Here is a 21,231-nt window from a genome sequence, read left to right as displayed (position 1 = left end):
GGGCTTGCGGACGCCGGGGTCGGCGTGGCTTTAAGCGCGCGACGTCAAGGCGGGCGACTCGTAGTCGGCGCGGCCGCGGTGCTTGATCGCGTCGGCCGGCGGGGGCGGCAGCGGGCCGTCCGCCATGAAGCGGTTCAGCACGTTGCCGACGAGCGTCGAGATGTTGTTCTGGCACTCGTTCCAGGGCAGCGAGCCGCAGAACGCGATCGACGAGAACGAGAAGCAGCCGCCGCCGTTCGGGGTCTCGTGGAAGGCGATGTCGCCGCGCACGCGCGGATGCACCGTCCCGTCGAGGCCCTGCTGGTTGAAGCCGAAATCCTCCATCACGAGCAGGTAGGCCTCCGTGTGGCGGCCCGCCGAGGTCGCGACCGCCAGCGTGTGCGGGGGCGATCCCAGCATCGTGTCGACGATGTCGAGCTCGAGGCCCGCCGCGCCGCCGCCGACGAGGCCGAAATTGCCGAGCGGCTCGTCATAGGAGATGCCCTCGAACGCCCAGGCGACGCGGGGATCGAGGCTGTCCGGCGTGCGGCTGAAGTAGCTCGAGATGTCGAAGCCTTCCGACGACATGCCGACGCCTGCGACCGAGTGCAAATAGCGGCCGCGGAAGCGCCACATGCCGCCGAGCTCGCCGGTGCCCTGGTGGTAGTACTCGCCGGGATCTGCGCGCCAGGTGCGAATGCCGGATTCGCAGCGCCGCATTTCGGTGAGGACGCCGCGGCCGAGATGCTCGTAGGCCGGGTGGAAGGAGTGCACCCAGTACCAGGCGTCCGCGCCCATATACATCAGGCGGCCGCCGCGCTGCGTGTAGTTGTGCAGCGCGTCGAGCTGGGTGCCCGAATTGTGCTCCGGATGCGAGCCGGTGATGATGACGTTGTAGTTTTCGAGCCGCGCGACGCCGTCATAGGTGACGTCTTCGTCGGTGATGCAGTCATATTCGTAGCCCATCGTCTCCAGCCAGTAGATCAGGTGGAGGTCGGCGGGGTACTGCCACGGCGCCTGGGCCAGGAAGTGGTCGTATTTCGGACGGTTGCTCAGGATCGGGCGCAGCCGCGACGACAGGCAGATGCCGGAGCCGTCAGTGTGCGTGTCGTAGATCGAGCCGCCATATTCGCGGTGCTCGGCCAGGAACATGTTCTGGTGCTGCATGATCGGCACGCGGTAGATGAACAGCTCCGCGCCGCCGGCGTTGCAGGCCACGTGCTCGTTGGCGTAGGCCATGTAGCTGATGGTCGGGACCATCACGGCGATCTTGGACTGCTCCTGGCCGATCTTCGGCACGACCCAGAAGGTGAGGTAGTCTTCGTCGCCCTCGGCGGTGGTCACCTTCAGCGCGTAGAAGCGGCTCTTCGTGCCCTCAGGGACGGTCCACTCCATGTCGGCGTCCCAGCGGGCGTTGTCGACGTCGTCGTCATGGAAGTGGATCGCGCCATATTCCTTGGGCGCGTGCTTCCAGTCGAAGTTCTCGCCCGACCAGTTGTAGCCGGTGAGCGCGCGCGTCGGGCAGTTCACCAGCCGCGCGTCGAAGCGGTAGGGGCCGTTGTCCTTGGCGACGATGGTGTTGATGCCGTCCCAGAAGTCCCAGGCCGCAACGATGACTTCGGACAGCGCCCCGGTCGGGCCGGAGTTGCGGCGCTCGGTGAGGCCCGGCTGGGCGCCGAGCTTCATCTGCTCGATTTCGAAGCGGTTCAGCGCCTTCTTGGAGATGCGCGGGCTGTCGATCTTGCCGTTGTACTTGCCGGTGAAGACGATGCCGGCAGGCATGGACGACTGGGCGAGCGGGCCGCCGTCGAGCGTATCGACATAGGCCGCGATCGCCACCGGGATCGGGGAATGCTCGATCTTGGCCGCGATCGTCGCCGTCGTCGGCTCGATCACCGGGTCGAGCGCGTAGACCACCTGCGGCTCGTGATAGAGCACGACCTCGCCGGTCGCCGCGTCGAAGGACGCCGCGAGGAAGTGCCAGGCGTGGTCGCGGATGGGGACGCCGGTCGTGATCTTGTGCTCGTTGATCCGGAGCTCGACGAAGCCGTCCTCATTGATGAACAGGCCGTAGCCCTTGCCGTCCGACCACTTCGTCACCAGCCCCTGGGCGCCGTGCTTCCAGTAGCGGGGATGGGTCTTGGGCGTCGTCGGCCAGATCCAGCACTGGAGCGTGAAGCTCTCGACGTGGAAGGGCTTGGCGTCCGGGACGAAGCCGTAGGACCCGCCATGGATGATCTGCTTGCGACCCTTATAGGTTCCGTTGACGTCCGCCTCGATCAGCTTCTCGATGAAGCCGGGGCCGCGCGGGTTGGTGTCGCCATTGATCATCTGAACGACTTCCGCCTTGTATTCGGCCGGGCCGTCGCAGTTGACGTAGAACTTGATCTTGTCGCCGGGGTGGACGCCGAACTTATCGGCGTATCCAGTCAACCGCATGGCGCACATCGGACTCTCCAAGGGGTAGCGTAAGGCAAAGCGCCGTCCTTCGCGGTCCGGGCGGAACCGCGCGGCGATGTCGTGTCGTCGTTCGAAAAGCCCCGAACCAGGCGTCGGGGCTTGCGACGGCTATCCGGTCAGGTGACCGGCCAGTTGTCGTCCTTGCGCTTCCAGCCTTCCGCGAAGTGCTCGGGCATGCCGGCCGTTTCCGGCAGCTCGTCGAGCCGCATCAGGAAGATGTCGTGCTGGATCTCCTGCTCGTCGGTGTAGACCTTGTCGTTGACGAACTCCGGCGGCACGCCGCGGATGCCGGACAGCCGGCCGATTCGCCACTCGGCGTCGACCTTGGTGCAGATCACGATGAGCTTGCCCTTGGGGGATTCACCGCGCATCCGCAGCAGTACGCGCCGCAGCACCGGATCCTCGTGGACCCCGCCCGTGACGACGGTGGTGTCGCCGGGGGTTTCGCACTTCAGGACCGAGAAGCCCGCGACGCCCTTCATGGAGTCGACGCACTCCTTGTGCTCCTTGATCAGCGCCTCGCGCTCCGGGGTGCCTTTCTTCGGGATCGGGATCATTGGCGGTCCTCTTTGAGGCAACGGGCGCGACGTGGACAGCAATGTCCATTCGCGCGACAAGACGTCGCCCGTCTCACGGAAGCAACGAGCGCCTCGTTGCTTAAACTTGGCGAATTAAAAACTACAGCAGGCGTCTAGTGAGGTCAACTATCGAGAACAAAATTTTCTAGATAGGAAACACAGACCTTCCGCTAGATGGTCATGTGTTTCTCGACCAGCTCGTCCGTCATCTCCTCGATCGGACCCCTTGCCACCACGCGGCCGTTGTCGACCATCAGGAAGGCGTCGCCGAGCTTGCGCGCGACCTTGATGTGCTGCTCCGTCAGGATCAGGCTGATGCCGAGCTCCTTGTTGAGCATTTTGAGGATCTCGCCGATCTCGTTGACGATGTTCGGCTGGATGCCTTCGGTCGGCTCGTCGAGAAGCAGGATCTGCGGCCCGACCGCGAGCGCCCGCGCGATCGCGAGCTGCTGCTTCTGGCCGCCGGAGAGCAGCCCGGCGCGCTTCTCGAGGTTCTCCTTCAGATAGGGGAAGATCCTCAGGCAGAGCTCCGGAATCTCCGGCGCGTTGTCGGTGCGCGCGAAGGTGCCGAGCAGGATGTTCTCCCGCACCGTGAAGTCGGAGAGGATGCCGCGGCCCTGCGGCACGTAGCCGAGCCCGTAGGTCGCGCGGATATGGGGCGGCTTGCCGGTGATCTCGGTCCCGTTGACGCGGATCGTCCCCGTCGACTTGTCCGTCAGCCCCATGATGGTGCGCATCAGCGTGGTCTTGCCGACGCCGTTGCGGCCCAGCACGCAGAGGCACTGGCCCTTCTCCATCTCGAAGGAGAAGTCCTTCAGGATGCGCGTCGCGCCGTAATAGGACGCGACATTGTCGAAGTTGAGCAGCATGGGTTACGCCGCCTCCTGCTCGCCGAGGTAAACGTCGCGGACGCGCGGGTCGGCCTCGACCTGCTGGATCGTGCCCTGGGCGAGCAGCGATCCCATGTGCATCACGGTGACCACGTCCGCGATCTCGCGCACGAAGCCCATGTCGTGCTCGACCACGATCAGCGTCGCGGTCTTGCGCAGATCCTTGAAGATCCGGGCGGTCTTCTCGATCTCGCCTTCGGTCATGCCGGCGATGGGCTCGTCCATCAGCAGCAGCCGCGGCTCCTGCATCAGCACCATGCCGATCTCGAGCCACTGGGTCTCGCCATGCGAGAGGATGCCGGCGCGCTCGCCGAGCCGATCCTTGAGCCCCGCAAGCGTCGCGATCTCGTCGAGCTTCTCCTTCAGGCCGGCCGAGCGGAACTTGAACAGATTCCAGAACGGGTTGGTCTGTCGGCTGTAGGCCACCTCGAGGTTCTGTCGAACCGTGAGGTCGCGCAGCACCGCCGGCACCTGGAATTTCCGTCCGATGCCGGCGCGCGCGATGACGTGCTCGTGCTGCGCCGTGATGTCCTCGCTGGCGAACAGGATCTTGCCCGACGTCGGCTTGATGCGTCCGGTGATCAGATCGAGCGTCGTGGTCTTGCCGGCGCCGTTGGGGCCGACGAGGCAGCACAGCGTCCCTTCGACGACCTCCATGCTGAAGTCGTTGATCACCTTCGTGGCGTCGAAGCTTTTCGAGAGATGGTGGATTTCGAGAAGGCCTGGCATCGCCGTCCTTACTCCGCGGGCATGGGTTTGGCGCCGCTGTCGCGCTCGACGACGGCTGAGGGCTGGCGCTTCGCGGCGAGCAGCCCGAGGGCGGACTCCAGCAGGCTGGCGAGCCCGTTCGGAAGGAAGCGGACGACGATGATGAAGAAGCCGCCGAGGATGAGCAGCCAGGTGGCGAGGAAGGAGTCGCCGAGATAGCTCTGCGCGCCCTGGATGATGAAGGCGCCGAGGATCGAGCCCAGCAGCGAATACCGGCCGCCGATCGCCGCCCAGATCACCATCGACAGGCTGAAGCTGACGTCGAGCTGGGCGGGCGAGACGTACTGCACCAGCATGACCCAGAGGCAGCCGGCGATCGCCGCGATCAGGCCGGCGATGGTGTAGATCATCGTCTCGTAGCCGGCGACGCTGTAGCCGAGGAAGCGCACGCGCTCCGCGTCGTCTCGGATCGCCTGGGTGACGAGTCCGAAGGAGCTCTGGGTGATCAGCTTGGCGACGACCGTCGCGCCGCACAGGAAGCAGAACACCACCCAATAGGCCGTCGGGCTGTAAGGATCGATCTCGAAGCCGGCGAACTGGAAGGCGGAGGGCGGCGTCAGGCCGTTGACGCCGCCGGTGTAGGGCTGGCGGTCGAGGATGATGGTGTAGAAGGCGCTCAGCATGGCGAGCGTCATGATCGCGAAGAACGGCCCGGAGACGCGGGCGCGGAACATGATCCCGCCGAACACCGCGCAGAACAGAGTCGGCACCGCGATCGACAGGATCAGGCCCGCGGTCGTGCTCTGGAACGGCTGCCAGAGCAGCGGCAGATGATCCAGGCTGTTGTTCAGCATGAAGGGCGGGATCGGGTTCGACTCGTCCTGCGTCTGCATCTGCATGGTCATGGCCATGCCGTAGGCGCCGAGGCCGAAAGCGATGCCTTGTCCGAGATTGAGGATGCCGCCGAAGCCCCAGCACAGGCTGATCGACAGAGCCAGCATGCCATAGACGCCATAGGTGGCGAGCTGGTTCAGCAGGAAAGAATCGTCGACCTTCAGCGGCACGGCCGCAAGGATGGCGAAGAAGACCGCATAGACGATCCACTGCGCCGTCTTGTTGTGGTAGAGATTGCCCATCGTCTCAACGCACTCTTGTCTCGGGGGTCTGGACTTCGGGCAGGCTCATCGCCGAGCGCCTGCCTGGGCGAAGAGGCCCTGGGGCCGGAACCTGAGGAAAACCACGATCAGGACGAAGATGATGAAGCGGGCCATGGTGTCGTTGGTGAAGAAGGCGAACACCGACTGAAGCTCGCCCGTGACGCCGCTCGCCACCACGCTGCCGGCGAGCGAGCCGCCGCCGACGACCACCATCAGGAAGGCCTGCACCACATAGCTCGCGCCCATGGTGGGGAGCACGATCGCCAGCACGCCGAACAGCGATCCCGCGACGCCGGCCAGGCCGGCGCCGAGCGCGAAGGTCAGCATGTAGATGCGGCCGGAATTGATGCCGAAGGAGGCCGCCATCTCCTTGTTCTGCATCACTGCGCGGACCTGGACGCCGAAGCGGGTCTTGTAGAACAGCAGCCATAGGCCAAACACGAGCAGCATCGTCACGGCGAAGATCACGATGCGGAAGGCCGAAATGTTGGCGAAGCCGAGCGAAATGTTGCTCGAAAAGATCTCGGGGGCGGCGATGTATTTCGGATCGCTGCCGAACAGCAGGCGGACGCCCTGCATCAGGACGAGCGAGACCCCGTAGGTCGCGAGCAATGTGTCGAGCGGTCTCTTGTAGAGATAGCGGATCAGGCCGCGCTCCAGCACCAGGCCGACCGCCGCGACGATGACGAAGGACGCCGGAATGCAGAGCAGGAAGGGCAGGCCGAGATAGGACTGCAGCATGTAGGAGCTGTACGCGCCGAGCATGATCAGCTCGCCATGCGCCATGTTGATGACGCCCGCCGTGCCGTAGATGATCGTGAGGCCGAGCGCCGCGATCAGCCAGATGCTGGCGATGCTGACGCCAAGGATCAACGCGTTCAGTAGCGAGCCCAAATCCATCGTCTTCTCATCCGTCGGTCGCCGCTTGGCCGCGGGATACGCCATGTCTGCGAAACCGTGCGCCGTCTGGCCCCCGAGGCCGGCCGGTCACGATTCCGCAGTGCAATAAACGGGCCCTGCGGCGCCGGAGCGCCGCAGGGGAGCGTTGCGTCAGATGACGTTCTTGCGGATCTTGCCGTCGGGGCCCTTCAGGCCGTCCTTGGTGCAGACGCCCGCGTCCGGATAGATCGAGTAGGGATCCGGAGCGACGTGTTCGGCCGCGGCCTTGACGATCTTGAAGGTGCCGTCGGACTGGCACTGGCCGATCTTCGGCTTGACCCAGCAGTTGAAGTTGTTCTCGTCGATCCAGATCAGGCCTTCCGGCGAGACCGCGTCTTCGATGCGGATGCCGCCGGAATTGTCGCGGATGGCGCGCGGCGTGACGTTCTCGACGCCCATCGCGGCGGCGGTCTTTTCGAGGCCCGCCTTGAACACGTAAGCCGAGTTGTAGGTCGACTCCATGTTGTAATGCGTGACGCCGTTCTTGCCGTATTTGCTCTTGAGGAAGCTTTCGACGAACTTCTGGTTCGTCGGGCTTTCGAGTGACTGGAAGTACGGCGCGGACAGGAAGTGGCCGGCGCCGAACTCGGCGCCCATGGCGCGCGTCTCGATCTCGCCGGTGGTGAGCGAGGCGATCGGCATCTTGTCGGCCTTGAAGCCGTCCTGCTTGAACTGCTTGTGGAAGGCGATGTCGGACGCGCCCACCACGGTCGAGAATATGAAGTCGGGCTTGGCTTCCCGGATCTTGTTCAGCACCGGGCCGAACTCGGAGCTGCCGAGCGGGATGTACTCTTCGCCGAGCAGTTCGCCGCCAGCGTTCTTGAGCCACACCTTGGCGTTCTTATTCGACTCTTTCGGCCAGACATAGTTGGAGCCGACGAAGAACACGCGCTTGCCGAAGTTCTCAACCATATAGGGGATGAGATCCTTCGAATGCTGGTTGGCGAGCGGGCCCGTGCAGATCTCGTTCTGCGAGCACTCGGCGCCTTCGTAGCAGGTCGGGTAATACAGCAGATGATCGCGCTGCATGACCGTCGGCAGGATCGCCTTGCGGCTGGCCGAGGTGTAGCAGCCGAAGATCGCGATGACCTTCTCGCGGAGGATCAGCTCCTTGGTCTTCTCGGAATAGACGTTGAAGTCCGACTTCGCGTCGACGATCACGGGCTGGACCGGCACGCCGTTGACGCCGCCGGCGGCGTTGATCTCGTCGAAGGCGTATTGCAGCACGAGGGTGGAGTCTTCCTCCGGCACGGCGAGCGCGCCGGTCAGGGAGAACAGCAGGCCGACCTTGATCGGCTCGCCCTTCTTCAACGTGGCCGCATGGGCTTCGCTCGGAAGCCAGAGATGGGGCGCGGCAAGAGCTGCGGACGCGGCCGCTGTGGTCTTGAGCAAATTCCGGCGTGTAAACTGCATTTCTCACAGCTCCTGGACAGACAAAACCATAGGAGGCGCCTAGATCTATGATCTAGTCGACGAAACTTGGCGCCATTGCCGGTGTAGCTAGATGCTATGTTGCACTGCCAAAGGGCGTCAACGTTTTTCTTCGTAGGCAGAAATGTTTCTTACTGCTGGGCGGAATCTGCCGAGATCCTGCGCATTCCTTGCGCAGGAGACGGGCGCCGCGCCGGTCGTTTGTGCAGTTGAGAGTTGGCCGCCGCGGCGGCCGTCGACTCTCGCCACACCGCCGCCACAAAGTCCGACCCGACGGGCCTCGCCGGCGAGGACCGCGGAGCCCGCGATCCCCGCGCGCTTTCTCAAGACCTGCTAAGGGCGGGACGGCCCCGCTTGGCGGAGGAGGGGTGACCGAGACCTCAGGTTGAGAGGTCGGTACGCTGCACCGCGGCATGACGGCGCCGGCGACGGCTCACTTCCACTGCTTCTCCTCGTTCACCCACAGCGAGCCGGGCAGCCGGCCCGGCTTGATGAAGGCGTCGACGAGGTTGCCCAGCAGCTTCGAGACGTTGTTGTCGAAGCCGTTGACCGGCAGCGCCTGGGCGAAGGCAATCGAGCCCGTGCTGAACACCGCGCCGTCATTGGGGGCTGTGAAATAGACGAGGTCGGCGCGCAGCCGGTAGTCCTGCGAGCCGGCGAGGCCGGGATAGGGGTAGAGGATCTCCTCGATCGACAGCATGTAGTTGTCGCTGTGTCCGCCCGAGGAGGCGAGGATGCGGGCGTGCGGCGGCGTGCCGTAGCGCAGATCGTAGCGGTCGAGCTCCAGACCGGCGGCGCCGCCATAAGCGAGGCCGAAATCGCCGATGATCTCGCCCTCGATCCCCTCCATGATCCACGACACCTGGCGGTGGTAGCTGTCAGGCATGCGGCGGTAGGGCCGGCTGGTTTCGAAGCCCTCGCCGATGAAGCCGACGCCGACCGTCTTCTGCGGCGGACGGCCGAGATTCTTCCACAGCCCGCTCTTCTGGCCGGTGGTCGCGAGGTAATGCTCGCCTGGCCGCGCCTGCCAGGCGCGCATGCCGGAGTCGAGCTTGCGGACCTCCATGATCCAAGGCTCTTCAGGGCGGAACGCGATGTTCCAGTAGAAGCCGTTGCCGCCCGTGTAGATGAACCGGCCGCCGCCCTCGATGTAGTCCTCGGTCGCGTCGAGCATCTCCTCCGAATAATATTCGGGATGGGTGCCGGTCAGGACGCAGGCGTAGGGCTTGAGCGACGCGAGGCCCTCGATATGGACGTCCTCGTCGGTCAGGACGTCGTAGTCGTAGCCCCTGTGCTCGAGCCAGGCGAGGATCGACAGGTCGGCCGGGAACGCCCAGGTCACGCCCATGCTCGACATGCGGTGCTTCGGCCGCATGTTGAGGATCGGCCGCCGGTACGAGCTGAAGCAGACGCCGTTGCCGTCGGCCCAGCTGTCGTAGGTCGACATGCCGAATTCCCAGTTCTTGTACATCTCGACGTCGATCTCGGAGACGATGGGCGGCTGGCCTGTCATCGGTTGGATGATCTCGGCGTCGAAGCTCAGGTGCTCGTTGGCGTAAGCGAGGTAGCTCGCGGTCGGGAAGATCAGCGCGACCTTGCCCTTCGGAACCTTCGGCCGCACGAAGAACACGACATACTCCTCCGCGAGCCCGACGCCGGGGCCGGCCCGGAGGCGGATCGCGTAGCAGCCGCTTCGGAGCGTGTCCGGCAGCTTCACGCTGCGCGTGCGCTCCCAATTGGAATCCACCACCTGGTCGTAGTGGAACTCGACGCCGCCATACTCCTGCGGCGCGAGCCGGAAGCAGTCGTTGCGGCCGCTCCAGTTCCAGCCGGTCTGACCGCGCACCGGGCGGTTGTGCCCGCGCGCGTGCAGTCCGTAGGGGCCGACGTCGATCACGTCGTCGCCGATCCCTGTGTCGGTGTAGCCCGCCGTCGTGTCCCAATAGGCGACGAGCCCGTCCGGCCGCGGCGGCTTGCCGGATTTGATGGCGTCGAGCTCGTCGCGCGACAGCGCCCGGTTGTAGACGCCCGGCCGGTCGATCTTGCCGCAATAGGTCTCGGAGACGAAGTGGCCGCGCGTGTCGTGAAAGTCCCACGACCCCGCCATCAGGAACGGCGTGTCGGCGAGGTGCTTCGGCTTGAAGCGGAAGGTCTCCGCGACGTGCGAGCGATAGTCGATCGGGCACACCCGCCCGAGCAGGCTGTTGTAGCGGTTCGCGACGCTCTCCTGGTGGATGGTCGCGCGCCCGGTCGTGGGATCGTAGGTGGCGGCGACGAAGTACCAGATCTTGGCGATGATCGGCGCTTCGGCCTGGATGTAGTCGACCTCGGAGCCTTGCCCCAGCCAGAACTCGAAATGGCCGCGCTGGTTGATCCCGAGCGAATAGCCGTAATTCTCGACATTGTTCCAGCGGCTGAGCAGGCACTGCCTGAGGCCCGCCTCCGGCAGGCCGACATAGACGAAGGCGAACAGCGTGATCGGCCCGTCGAGCGCGAGCCGCGCGTCGGGGTCCGCGACCTTCAGGTAGGAGCCGACCTGCGTGTACTGCTTGTGGACCGCCCAGGGGCCGTCGGCCTCGCAGTCGACCTCCTCCTCCATGAAGCCCGGGCCGTCCGGATGCTCGTCGCCATGGATGAGGCGGACGAGCTTGGCGTCGGCCTCGGTGACGCCGTCGGCCGAGACGTGGACGTCGATCGTCTCGCCCGGCTTGGTCGAGATCTTGTTGGCGTAACCGAAGATTTTGATCTGGGCCATGCGACGACGCTCCGACGGCGGCCGCGCGTGGCGCGCGGCCCCCGGTTACGATTCAAGAAGGTCCTGGACGCGGCGCAGGAAGACGCCGTGATAGGCCTCGTTCTGCGATGCGTAGATCTTGTCTTCGACGATCCGCGGCGCGACGCCCCGCTGGCCCGACATCGCGACGATGCGGTAGGCCTTGAACGGCTCGACGACGGTGATCGCGTATTTGTCGCCCTGCGGCTGGCGGCGGAAATACAGCAGCAGGCGTTCGAGCGGCTCGCTGTGCTGGCCGAGCGGCTGCTTGCGATGCTCCTCGATGATCTCCTCGGAGACCAGCGTCTTCAGGAAATCGCGCTGCATCTTGTCGTAGCGGCGCCAGTACAGGATGTCTTTGTCTCGTGTTTCCGTGGCTTCCTCGGGCAGCATCTCGCCCCCTTTCTCCGATCGCATGGATCGGCGCTCGCTCTTCTTCTTGTCGCGCCAGGCGCGGAACTGGGCCTTGATCCCGAACAGCCCGCCCTTCAGGAACAGCACGACGCCCAGCATGATCAGGCCGATCAGCACGAGGCGCAGCGGCCCCGTCGAGATCATGACCTTGTCCAGGAAGATGACGATCGCGGTGCCGACGACCGCGCCCTCGGCCCGGCCGATGCCGCCGATGGTGAGCATGGCGAGGCCGAGCAGCACCGTGTCGAAGCCGAAGATCGAGAACGACACGCCGCGGTAGTGGGCCGCGTAGAAGCCGCCGATGAAGCCGAGCCCGATCGACGAGATCACGAACACCCAGATGCGCGCGCGGCGGTAGTCGACGCCGGTCGCCTCCGCGAAGGCCTCGCGCTTCTCCGGCGCCATCTTGAGGATGCGGCCGAGCCTGCGGCCGTCGATGATGCGGTAGAGCGCGAGCGCCATCAGCATCACGACGAAGCAGGCGTAATAGGCGAGCAGCTGCTGGTTGAACGGATCCCAGTCCTGCGGGACATAGGTGTCGGCGCCGTACAGGCCGCCGGTCGAGGAGCCGAACTGCTTGGACTGCAGCGCGTAGACGCGGCAGAGCTCGTTCAGCCCGATCGTGAGCAGCGCGTAGTAAAAGCCGTCGAGCCGGATCGCGGGGATCGCGATGATCAGCCCGAACACCAGCCCTATGCCGGCGCCGACGAAGGGCAGGGTCCACCAGGGCAGGCCGAGATTGATCGACATCCAGGAGACGCCGAAGGCGGCCGCTCCCACCACCGCGTAGCTCGCCAGCGAATAGATGCCGGCGGTGCCGATGATCAGCATCCAGCACAGATTGATCGAAGCGTAGATCGCGAAGGTCGCGCCGGCCGCGAGCAGCGTGTTCTGATACGAGCCCGGCATGATCAGGGGCGCGAGCATGAAGGCGATCAGCCCGAGCGCCCACCAGATCGGCCGCTTGTCGACGATCGTCTTCTCGCGGCGCAGCGTCTTCGGATTGTACTCGCCGCGGATGTTGAGCACCCGCCGGCGGGTCGGCCAGTAGCGCAGCCGGCTCCAGAGCGCGGCGCCGTGGCCCGGCCATTTGTAATAGTAGCGCAGCCGGCCGACGGGAAGCATCGGCGCCTTGGACGCGCGGGTCTCGGTCCAGACCTTCTGCGGGTCGACATGTGGGTTGGCCGGGATCTCCTCCTCGGCGCCGGCCACGTCCCAGACATGGAGAGGGTTCCGCCAGGTGGCGCGCGGCGTCGGCGTCGCGGTCGTGGTCTCGCTGGACATCGGCTCAGGCTTCCCGCGCGCGGTCGAGCATGCCGGCGATGCCGCGCGGCCGGATGAGCAGGATCACGATGATCAGCGCGAACTGCGTGATCAGCACGTACTGCCCGCCGAGCAGACGGCTCGTCAGCGCCTCGTTGAAGCCGAGGATGATCGCCGCGATCACCGCGCCGCGGACGCTGCCAAGCCCGCCGCAGAGCGCGATGCTGACGCCCTTGATCATCGGCGCCAGCCCGCCGAAGGGTGAGATGTAGTAGGTCTGCGACAGCAGCACCGCGGCGAGGCCGGCGAGGCCGCCGGTGATTGCCATGACGTAGAAGCCGGTCTTGCGCACGCCGATGCCGACGATGGAGGCGGCGTGCGGGTTCATCATCATGGCGCGGATCTCGAGCCCGCGGCGGCTCGAGCGCATCCACAGCAGCACCGCCGTCACCACCGCGATCGACACCACGACGTTGCCGACCTTGTCGGAGGTCAGCACCACCCCGGCGACGTTGATCTTCCAGAAGCCGAAGATCTCCGGGAGGTTTTTGGCGCGCGGGCCGAAGAACCACAGCAGCGCCTGGGTGCCGATCAGGCTGATCGCGAGCGTCGCGATCAGCCCGCGCACCGTGAAGTTGGGCTTGTCGTGGATCGGGATGAAGGCGAGGGCGCAGACCAGCAGCCCGCCCAGCGCGCCGGTCAGCACGCCGGCCCCCAGAACCACGATCCCGCTGGTCGAGACATATTGCGCCGCGAGCCACGCGCCGTAGCCCGACAGCGCGAAGATGAAGCCGTAGGCGAGGTTGATGAGGCCGACGCTCGACCAGGTGATCGACAGGCCGATCGCGAGCGTGCCGTAGATGCAGGCGAGCACGATCGCGTTCGTGACGATGAAGCCGAAATCCATCGCTCAGAGCTCCCGACGGGTCTGGAAGCCGAGCGCGACGGAGGCCTCGCCCTTCAGCTTGCCGACATGCATGCCGATGACGCGGTCGACCCGGCCTTCGAGCAGCGCCACGTTCTGTTCCGCGATCACCATCGCGCTGTCGCCGAGCTCGACGCCCATCAGCGCGTCCATCACGCTCTTGCCGATCTTCGGCGCGAGGCCGAGCGACGGCTCGTCGACGAGGAACAGCGACGCCTCCGCCATCAGCCCGCGGCCGATCGAGACCATGCGGCGCTCCCCGCCCGACAGCCGGCCGACCGGCGTCTTCGCGAGCTTCACGAGCGGCGGAAACACGGCGTAGACGCGCTCCTTACGGGACTTGCGCTCCTTCCACGCGCGCGGCGTGAAGGCGCCGGAGTCGAGATGCTCCTCGACGGTCAGGCCGTGGAAGATCTCGTCGCCCTGGGGGATCAGCGCGAGCCCCTGCCGCACCACGAGATGGGTGTAGCGCCCCGGGCCCTGGCTGCGGGTGCGGCCGACTTCGGCGCCGTTCAGCTTGATCGAGCCGCGCTGCCAGCCGGTGAGGCCCGCGATCGCGTAGAACAGGGTCGACTTGCCGTGGCCGTTGAGGCCGACCAGCCCGACCCGCTCGCCGGCGTGGACGACGAAGTCGAGGTCGTGGATCACGCGCATCGGGCCGTAGCCGGCCGAGAGGCCCTGCACGTTCAGCACCTCGCGCGTCGCTTGGCGCGGGGCGGCCGCTGGCGCCGCGAGCGCGTTCATGCCTCCGCGCCTTCCATGTGGGTCTCGAAATAGGCGGCGTGGACTTTCGGATTGTTGAGGATCGCGTCGAGCGGGCCGCTCGCGATGGTCTCGCCGGCGTCCATCACCATCACCCGGTCGGCGATCGTCTCCAGAAGTTCGATCCGGTGCTCGACGATCACCACGGCGACGTTCATCTCTTTCGACAGCATGCGGATGAGGTGGTCGATCTCGTCGACCTCGGAGTTGATGAGGCCGGCCGCCGGCTCGTCCATCAGCAGGATCGCCGGACGGCGCATCAGCAGGCAGGCGAGCAGCAGCTTGCGGCGGTTCATGGTCTCGAGCTGGGCGGTCGGCTCGTCATGGTCGACATGGAGATGGACGAGCTCCGCGCCGTATTCGGCGTCGAGCCGCGTCAGATACGGCCGGTAGGCCTGCCGCGCCGCCTTGAAGGTCTGCCCGACCGTGAGCTCGTCCGGCACGACCGGCGTCTGGTAGGTGCGGCCGATGCCGAGCCGGGCGCGCGCGTGCAGCGGCAGGCCGGTGATATCTTCGCCCTTGAAGGTCACCTTGCCGCTCTTCGGGCGGATCCGGCCGGACAGCACCTCGAATAGGCTGGTCTTGCCGGCGCCGTTCGGCCCGATGACGCCGAGCACCTCGCCGCGCCGCACCTCCAGGCTGAGGCCGTGCAGGATCGAGCGGCCGCCGAGGTCGAGGCGGATGTCCTCGCAGGAAAACAGCGGCGCGTCGCCGGGACGCGCCGACGCCGCGCCCGCCATCAGCTCCACCAGGGCGCGGGCTTCAGCGCGGATTCCTTGATCTCGTAGGGGTAGATGATCTTGTGCTCGACGTCCTGCACCTGGACGTAGAGCTGGCTCATGCCCTTCTCGAGCTCGGTCGCGGTGATCGCGTAGCCGTTGTCGGGGAAGTGCGCGGACTCCTGATACTCGTTGTTCATGTTCATGTAGCCGCAGACCCCGCGATACGGATTGGTCCGGATCCAGTCGCAGACTTCCTTGAACTTCGAGGGGTCGCCGACCGCTTCCCAGGCGGCCTTCAGGTAATAGGCGATGTCGTAGCCGTTGCCGGTGTAGACGAGCCCCATGACGCCGGGGAACCGCTTCTTGTACTTGGCGCGGAAGGCGTTGCCCTTCTCGTCGGCGTAGACGCCGAGCACCGTCGACCAGCAGAAGCCGTTGGCGGCCTCGCCGGCGAGCGTCAGGAACTCGGGCTGCGACGGGCCGTATTGGAGATAGACCAGCGAGTCCGGCACGGGATCGGCCTGGAACTGCTTGCAGAAGGCGGCGTATTCGGCGGCGACCCAGTGGTCGATCATGATCGCGCCGGCGTCGACCTCCTTGAGCTCCTGAATGACCGGGCCCCAGTCCTGCACCGGGAACTGGATGTCGGTGATCTTGGCGACCTCGAAGGAGCTCTTCTTCAGCGCCTCCTGCGCCGCGCGCGAGATCGTCTGGCAGTAGGCGACCTGCTCCTGGACGATGTGGACCTTGCGGTTCTTCGGCTTCCAGGTGCCGGTCTTCTCCATGGCGTCGAGCCAGATCGGGTAGGTGTAGCCGTAGTGCACTTCCGACGGATCGGTCTGGAACACATGGCTGTACTTCACCGGGTCCTTCTTGAAGGCCTCGGTGGCGGCGCGCTGGGTGTTGCCCTGGAGGTAGGGGCATTTGTAGCGCGCCGACACGTCCATCGCCGGGATCGGCACGAACACGAAGGCGTTCGAGATCGCGTGCACCTTGGCGTCGATGCAGGCCGCGATCGCCTGCTGGCAGCTCTCCGGCGAGAGCTTGTCGACGTCGGTGACGAACAGCTTCAGCGGCCGGCCGTTGATCCCGCCGGCGGAGTTGATCTCTTCGAGCGCGAGATTGGTGCCGTTCAGATGGTCGAGATCGTCGGCGACGCCCGCCGCCGCGGTCTGCGAGGTCGGCACGCCGAGCAGGATCGGCTCGGCCGCCCAGGCGCGGGACACGAAGGGCGCCGAAAGCGCCGTGGCCGCTCCCCCGAGCGCCGCGGTCTTCACGAGCGTGCGGCGAGTGATGTTCGACATCGAAGGTCCCCCGAGGTGGCCAGCGTAGCGCCGCCCGTGCGCCGAGCGCCCTCGCAACGGGGCGTTCGCGGAACGGAAAACTAGAGATTTTGTCTAGCTCATGATCCAAACGCTAAGCGGCCGGGGATTGCTCCGTCAAGAGCGATGGCGCTCGGCGAGAAACTTTTTTTCTTCAGAGTAAGAAGGGGCGGACAGGCGCGGGGCCGCCGGAGCCGAGGGCGTCGCGGGCCGCCGGACACTCTGATATAAACAAAACATCTAGACGTTTTTGCCCGTGCACAGAAATGGCGGCCCTTCCGCCGCCGGACTATTGGAAAGCCATCGCGCGCATGACACAACAGTTGCAACGTGCGGCCGGCGCCGGAACGCCGCGCGATCAAATCGACAAGCGCGGCGAATGAGGGGGCGCTTCGGCGCGGTCGGATGAAGATACTCATCGCCGACGATCATTGGGTGGTGCGCGAGTCGCTGAAGCAGGTCATGCGCCGGCTCGAGCAGACGCTGGAGACCTACGAGGCGGAGACGTTCGGCGAAGCGGCCTCGATCCTCGCGCAGCACGACGACGTCGACCTGATGCTGGTCGACCTCGTGATGCCTGGCTTCGACGCCTTCAACGGCCTCCGCAAGCTCCGCGCGGAGTTTCCCGACGTCCCGGTGGTGGTCGTGTCGGTCCACGAGGACGTCGACCACGTGCTGCGCTCGCTGGAGCAGGGCGTCATCGGCTACATCCCGAAATCGTCCGGCGGCGAGGAGATCGAGCGCGCGCTCGAGCGCGTGCTCGCGGGCGAGGTCTCGTTCCCGCGGCGGATCATCGAGCGCTCGACGGCCGCGCCGCCGCCGCCGCGGGCCGAGGCTCCGCCGACGGCGCCTGCGGAGCGCGACCTCGACGTCCTGACCGGCCGGGAACGGGACGTTCTGTCCCTGCTCGGCCGCGGCTATTCCGTGAAGCGCATCGCGCAGGAGCTGGAGCTCAGCACCCAGACGATCCGCGTCCATCTCGGCAACGTCATGAGAAAACTGAACATCCGCGACCGCTCCGAGGCGGTGCATTACGCCATCCGGCATTTCGGCGAGTCGGTTCCGGCCGGACGTGGCTGACGACCCGATCGCGCCTCGTCTCCAGCCCGATCGCGATCCGTCTCCCGCCATCTGGGCCGGCCTCGACGTCGTGCCGCTCGGCGTCGCGATCTGGGCTGCGGACCGCACCCTCGCTTACGCCAACCGGCGCTTTCATCAGGCCTTCGAGTTTTCCGTCCCGCTCGGAACGGGGTTCGACGATTTCATCGTCACCCTGGCCGCGTCCCACGAATGCGTGCTGCCGATCGCGCCGGAGGAGTGGGCGCGTCAGGAGATCGCGACGTTCGGCAGGGACGGGGAGAGCGACTACCTGTTCGCGACCGGCGACATCGTGAACGTGGCGAAAAGCGCCACCGCCGACGGCGGCATGGCGGTCACGCTGCAGGACGTCACCGGAATCAAGCGCAACGAACGCGCGCTCAGGGAGGCCAAGGAGGCCGCCGAGGCGACCGACGAGGCGAAGTCGCGCTTCCTGCGGGCGGCGAACCACGATTTGCGCCAGCCGCTCGCCTCCCTAAAGATCCTGATCTACAGCTGCATGCGCGAGCAGGACGAGGCGCACCGCGCCGACATCCTCCATGCGATGGACGTCGCGACCTCGATCATGGAGGACCTGCTCGGCGCCCTGCTCCAGATCGGGCAGCTCGACGCCGGTCGGATCCAGCCGAAGCTGTCGACCTTCCAGCTGTCGCAGCTCTTCGAACGGCTCGACATCCAGTTCCGCCATCAGGCGGAGGAGAAGGGCCTTCGCCTGCGCTTCGTCGCCCCGCGCGGCACGGTCACGACCGATCGCGCGCTGCTCGAGCGCATCCTCAGCAATTTCGTCGCGAACGCCGTGCGGTTCACGGAGGTCGGCGGCGTCGTGGTGGGATGCCGCAAGAGCGGGCGCAATCTGCGGATCGATGTCGTCGACACCGGCCGGGGCGTCGCCCCGGAGGAGCGCGAACTGGTGTTCGACGAGTTCTACCGCTCGCCGGAGGACCGGCGATCGCCGAAAAGCGGCCTGGGGCTCGGGCTCAACATCGTCAAGCGACTGGCCGATCTGCTCGGACACCCCATCGGACTGCGGTCGGAACCGGGTCGGGGGTCGATCTTCTCCGTCTCGGTTCCGCTTGGAAACGTCTGGCACAGCGACGTCGGCGAGGCCGAGATCAGCGAGGCCGTCGCGGGCGAGTTCGTGGGAACGCCGGTTCTGCTGGTGGAGGACGACGACATCCTGCGCGGCACCATGAAGCGGCTCCTCGAGCGCTGGGGCATCGAGGTGAACGCTGCGGCGGACGAGAGCGAGGCCGTCCGGGCGGTGGAGGAGGGCTTCCGCCCTCGCCTGATCGTCGCCGACTACAATCTCAAGTCGCGCACGGGGGTCGACGTCGTGACCTCCGTTCGAAGCGCGCTCGGACGCGACGTGCCTGCGATGATCGTCACCGCCGACGCGGAGCCGAAGGTCATCGAGAGCATCCGCAGCGCCGGCATTCCGGTTCTCGTGAAGCCGGTCAGCCCTCCGAGGCTGCGCGTCCTCATGCACAATCTGCTGTTCGAGCCGAGCCTGGTCCGGCTGCCGGACCGCAAGGCCGGGGCGGAGGGCCCGCCGTCATGACCTCAGCCGCGCCGATCCCCATCGGCAGCATGGTTCCCCTGACCGGACCTTCGGCCGCCGACGGCGCCGAATTCCGCAAAGGCGTCATCCTTGCGATCGAAGAGATCAACGCCCGCGGCGGGCTGCTCGGCCGCCGATTGGAGCCGATCTTCGCCGACACCTTCCGCCAGACCGCCGAGGAGGTCGTGGCGGCGGCGCGCCGCCTGATCGAGAAGCATAACGTCCACGCGATCGTCAACGGCTACAATATCGGCGCGCAGAACTCTGAATACGAACCGATCGCCGACGCCGGCATCCTGTACGTCCACGCCAACACCCTTCTGCAACACCACGATACGGTGATGAGCGATCCGGAGAGGTACTTCGGGTGCTTCATGACGGACCCCGCCGATTACTGGTACGGCTCGGGCTTCATCAAGTTCATCTCGTGGCTGCGGGATTCCGGGCAGTGGACTCCGACATCGGACCGCATCGCCATCGTCTCGGGGTCGAAGCCCTACAGCATCGTCATCGCCCACGCGATGGCGGCCGCCGCCGCCGGTTTCGGCTGGCGTGTGTGCTTCGGGCCGCGCATCGTCCAGACGCCCACCACCAAATGGCACGACGTGCTTGACGAGATGCGCGCGGTCGATCCGGCGGTCATCGCCAACACGCACTTCTATTCCGGCGATCTCGCCCATTTCCAGCTGCAGTTCATGCGGAAGCCGACCGACAGCATCGTCTATCTCCAGTATGGCGCCATGCATCAGTCGTTCACCGACATCGCGCAGGAGAAGGGCGTGGGCGTCATCGTCAGCACCGTCATCGGGCTGCTGCGCGACGACATCGGCAAGCGCTTCGCCGCCCGCTATCTCGCGCGGTTCGGTGAGGGCTCGACTCCCCAGGTCGGCTGCCAGTCCTACACCGCCATGCACCATTACGCGGTGGCGGCGTCGATCGCCGGCGGCTCGGGACCTCCCGGCGACTTCGAACAGAACCGCAAGGTCGCGCAGGCGCTGCGCGGCGCAATCCACCGCAGCGTCTGCGGCATCGTGCGCTATCATCCGGAGTGGCAGGCGGCCGTGCCCTATCCCGACGTCACCCACGACCCGTCGCTTGGTCTTCCGCATCTGTTTTTTCAGATCCAGGACACGAAGAAGCCGCTCGCGCTGATCGCGCCCGAGCCGTTCAACACGGAGCGTTTCGTAAGCCCGCCCTGGATGAGCGGCCGCAGGCTCTGATCTGCTGCTGGAGCGCGGACCGTCGGGAGGCGGCTCGAGCCGGATCACCTCGCCCGGGAACGTTCGGCCTTACCGCAGCCGTCGTTCCGGGCTTGTCCCGGAACCCATGTCCGCTGGATCGTCAGGGATATGCCGCGTCGACGGCAATGGATCCCGGAACAGGCCCGGGAGGGCGGTCGAGGATTTCCGCGCTTCACAGCGAGCCAGTGGCTCCAACCAGCCACGGCGCCCGAGCGAGCAGCCGGGGCGCGCAAAAAAATCAGCCCGCAATCGAATGCGGGCTGATCCAATAACGTTCAGAACGACTGTGGTTTTACGCCAGTCGATCCATCCACGGGTCTTGAGTTCAACTCCCCGTCACGCGACGTCGGAACAAGCGCATTGCCCCAGACGAAGACGCCTATCAGGCCTGCAACAAAAAGACCGATGACCACCATGAGGATCGTGCGGTTTTTCGAGCGGCCGGCGGGCGTGTCGTTTCGTTCCGAGTTCGACGAGGCCATGAGCGCGCCGCCTACTTGGGCTGCGGCTGCGCTGCGTCAGCACCCGGGGTCGCGCCGATTGTCTTCGGGGAGCCCTTGCCCTTGTCGGATTCGGCTGCGCTGCCCTTGGACTGCTCGCGAACCTCTTGCGGGCTGGTCGCGACCGATCCGGCCGAGTTCTCCATCGCGCCGGTTGCGCCGGGCGAGGACTGTTTGGGGTCGGTGGTCGGGTTCTGGCCAGCTGGAGCTGGTGCATCGGTCGTTGAAGGGGCGGTCTGGGCGAACGCGCCGCCACTCATTAATGTGACGAGCGCGGCGACGGCTAGGATTCGCATGATAAACTCCTTGGGTTCTTGAGAGGAGAACCTCCTGAAGTCATCAAGGTTCCAATTGATGTCGGCGGCGACGGCGATCGACGGCGCATTTAATACGCGGAGAGGTCGTTTCATTATACGGGTATATTGACGCCGCCTCGGAGCGGCCATGTCTCGGGGCCACTCCCAAACCGGATCGAGACCGAGCGATCCTCGCGGCGACCTGCTTGAAGCCC

General features: G+C 65.9%; 18 protein-coding genes. 3 read left to right on the top strand and 15 right to left on the bottom strand.

Features of this window, described 5'->3' with window-relative positions; translation table 11 throughout:
- Positions 1-30: 30 nt before the first annotated feature.
- From ACO2RJ_RS18235 to ACO2RJ_RS18175, 13 genes are all read right to left on the bottom strand, one after another.
- Positions 31-2,418 carry a N,N-dimethylformamidase beta subunit family domain-containing protein gene (locus ACO2RJ_RS18235; protein ID WP_423269557.1) on the bottom strand — a complete coding sequence of 796 codons (2,388 nt, stop codon included), beginning with the start codon at positions 2,416-2,418 and terminating at the stop codon, positions 31-33.
- A 137-nt stretch (positions 2,419-2,555) separates the two neighbouring features.
- Positions 2,556-2,996, bottom strand: coding sequence for a N,N-dimethylformamidase, small subunit (locus ACO2RJ_RS18230; RefSeq protein WP_423269556.1), 441 nt, complete (start codon positions 2,994-2,996; stop codon positions 2,556-2,558).
- A gap of 191 nt (positions 2,997-3,187) precedes the next feature.
- Complete coding sequence (gene urtE, locus ACO2RJ_RS18225) at positions 3,188-3,886, bottom strand: urea ABC transporter ATP-binding subunit UrtE (RefSeq protein WP_423269555.1); 699 nt, start codon at positions 3,884-3,886, stop codon at positions 3,188-3,190.
- A gap of 3 nt (positions 3,887-3,889) precedes the next feature.
- Positions 3,890-4,636, bottom strand: coding sequence for an urea ABC transporter ATP-binding protein UrtD (urtD, locus tag ACO2RJ_RS18220; protein WP_423269554.1), 747 nt, complete (start codon positions 4,634-4,636; stop codon positions 3,890-3,892).
- 8 nt (positions 4,637-4,644) lie between these two features.
- Positions 4,645-5,751, bottom strand: a complete 1,107-nt coding sequence (gene urtC / locus ACO2RJ_RS18215; RefSeq protein ID WP_423269553.1) for an urea ABC transporter permease subunit UrtC — start codon at positions 5,749-5,751, stop codon at positions 4,645-4,647.
- A 45-nt stretch (positions 5,752-5,796) separates the two neighbouring features.
- Positions 5,797-6,672, bottom strand: coding sequence for an urea ABC transporter permease subunit UrtB (gene urtB, locus ACO2RJ_RS18210; RefSeq protein ID WP_423269828.1), 876 nt, complete (start codon positions 6,670-6,672; stop codon positions 5,797-5,799).
- Between the two features lie 150 nt (positions 6,673-6,822).
- A complete protein-coding gene (locus ACO2RJ_RS18205; RefSeq protein ID WP_423269552.1) occupies positions 6,823-8,124 on the bottom strand; it encodes a transporter substrate-binding domain-containing protein in 1,302 nt (433 codons plus the stop codon).
- A 451-nt stretch (positions 8,125-8,575) separates the two neighbouring features.
- Positions 8,576-10,897: a N,N-dimethylformamidase beta subunit family domain-containing protein gene (locus ACO2RJ_RS18200; RefSeq protein WP_423269551.1), complete on the bottom strand. Its 2,322-nt coding sequence runs from the start codon at positions 10,895-10,897 to the stop codon at positions 8,576-8,578.
- Between the two features lie 45 nt (positions 10,898-10,942).
- Complete coding sequence (locus ACO2RJ_RS18195; protein WP_423269550.1) at positions 10,943-12,613, bottom strand: branched-chain amino acid ABC transporter permease; 1,671 nt, start codon at positions 12,611-12,613, stop codon at positions 10,943-10,945.
- 4 nt (positions 12,614-12,617) lie between these two features.
- Positions 12,618-13,499 carry a branched-chain amino acid ABC transporter permease gene (locus ACO2RJ_RS18190; protein WP_423269549.1) on the bottom strand — a complete coding sequence of 294 codons (882 nt, stop codon included), beginning with the start codon at positions 13,497-13,499 and terminating at the stop codon, positions 12,618-12,620.
- 3 nt (positions 13,500-13,502) lie between these two features.
- On the bottom strand, positions 13,503-14,261 hold the full coding sequence (locus ACO2RJ_RS18185) for an ABC transporter ATP-binding protein (protein ID WP_423269548.1): 759 nt from the start codon (positions 14,259-14,261) through the stop codon (positions 13,503-13,505).
- A complete protein-coding gene (locus ACO2RJ_RS18180; protein WP_423269547.1) occupies positions 14,258-15,019 on the bottom strand; it encodes an ABC transporter ATP-binding protein in 762 nt (253 codons plus the stop codon). Before ACO2RJ_RS18180 ends, ACO2RJ_RS18185 begins: the two co-directional genes overlap by 4 nt.
- Positions 15,019-16,305 (bottom strand): ABC transporter substrate-binding protein, encoded by a 1,287-nt coding sequence (locus tag ACO2RJ_RS18175; protein WP_423269546.1) that lies wholly within the window; start codon positions 16,303-16,305, stop codon positions 15,019-15,021. Before ACO2RJ_RS18175 ends, ACO2RJ_RS18180 begins: the two co-directional genes overlap by 1 nt.
- Before the next feature lie 423 nt (positions 16,306-16,728).
- Between ACO2RJ_RS18175 and ACO2RJ_RS18170 the strand changes: the two genes are divergently transcribed.
- From ACO2RJ_RS18170 to ACO2RJ_RS18160, 3 genes are read left to right on the top strand one after another with little or no spacing between them, the layout of a single operon-like run.
- Positions 16,729-17,403 carry a response regulator gene (locus ACO2RJ_RS18170; protein WP_423269545.1) on the top strand — a complete coding sequence of 225 codons (675 nt, stop codon included), beginning with the start codon at positions 16,729-16,731 and terminating at the stop codon, positions 17,401-17,403.
- Positions 17,396-18,979: a hybrid sensor histidine kinase/response regulator gene (locus tag ACO2RJ_RS18165; RefSeq protein WP_423269544.1), complete on the top strand. Its 1,584-nt coding sequence runs from the start codon at positions 17,396-17,398 to the stop codon at positions 18,977-18,979. The genes ACO2RJ_RS18170 and ACO2RJ_RS18165 overlap by 8 nt, the downstream gene beginning before the upstream one ends.
- Positions 18,976-20,199 carry an ABC transporter substrate-binding protein gene (locus ACO2RJ_RS18160; protein WP_423269543.1) on the top strand — a complete coding sequence of 408 codons (1,224 nt, stop codon included), beginning with the start codon at positions 18,976-18,978 and terminating at the stop codon, positions 20,197-20,199. Before ACO2RJ_RS18165 ends, ACO2RJ_RS18160 begins: the two co-directional genes overlap by 4 nt.
- Before the next feature lie 296 nt (positions 20,200-20,495).
- Here the strand turns inward: ACO2RJ_RS18160 and ACO2RJ_RS18155 are convergent, their stop codons facing one another.
- Together ACO2RJ_RS18155 and ACO2RJ_RS18150 are read right to left on the bottom strand one after the other, a co-directional pair.
- The gene (locus ACO2RJ_RS18155) at positions 20,496-20,702 is read right to left on the bottom strand and encodes a hypothetical protein (protein ID WP_423269542.1); all 207 of its coding nucleotides are present in this window, start codon (positions 20,700-20,702) and stop codon (positions 20,496-20,498) included.
- An 11-nt stretch (positions 20,703-20,713) separates the two neighbouring features.
- Positions 20,714-21,130, bottom strand: coding sequence for a hypothetical protein (locus ACO2RJ_RS18150; protein ID WP_423269541.1), 417 nt, complete (start codon positions 21,128-21,130; stop codon positions 20,714-20,716).
- Positions 21,131-21,231: the final 101 nt, after the last annotated feature.

This window comes from Hansschlegelia sp. KR7-227 (genome assembly GCF_049446035.1).
Classification (GTDB): domain Bacteria; phylum Pseudomonadota; class Alphaproteobacteria; order Rhizobiales; family Methylopilaceae; genus Methylopila.
The sequence above is the reverse complement of the archived record's forward strand: the minus strand, read 5'-3'. Positions and strand labels throughout refer to the sequence as shown.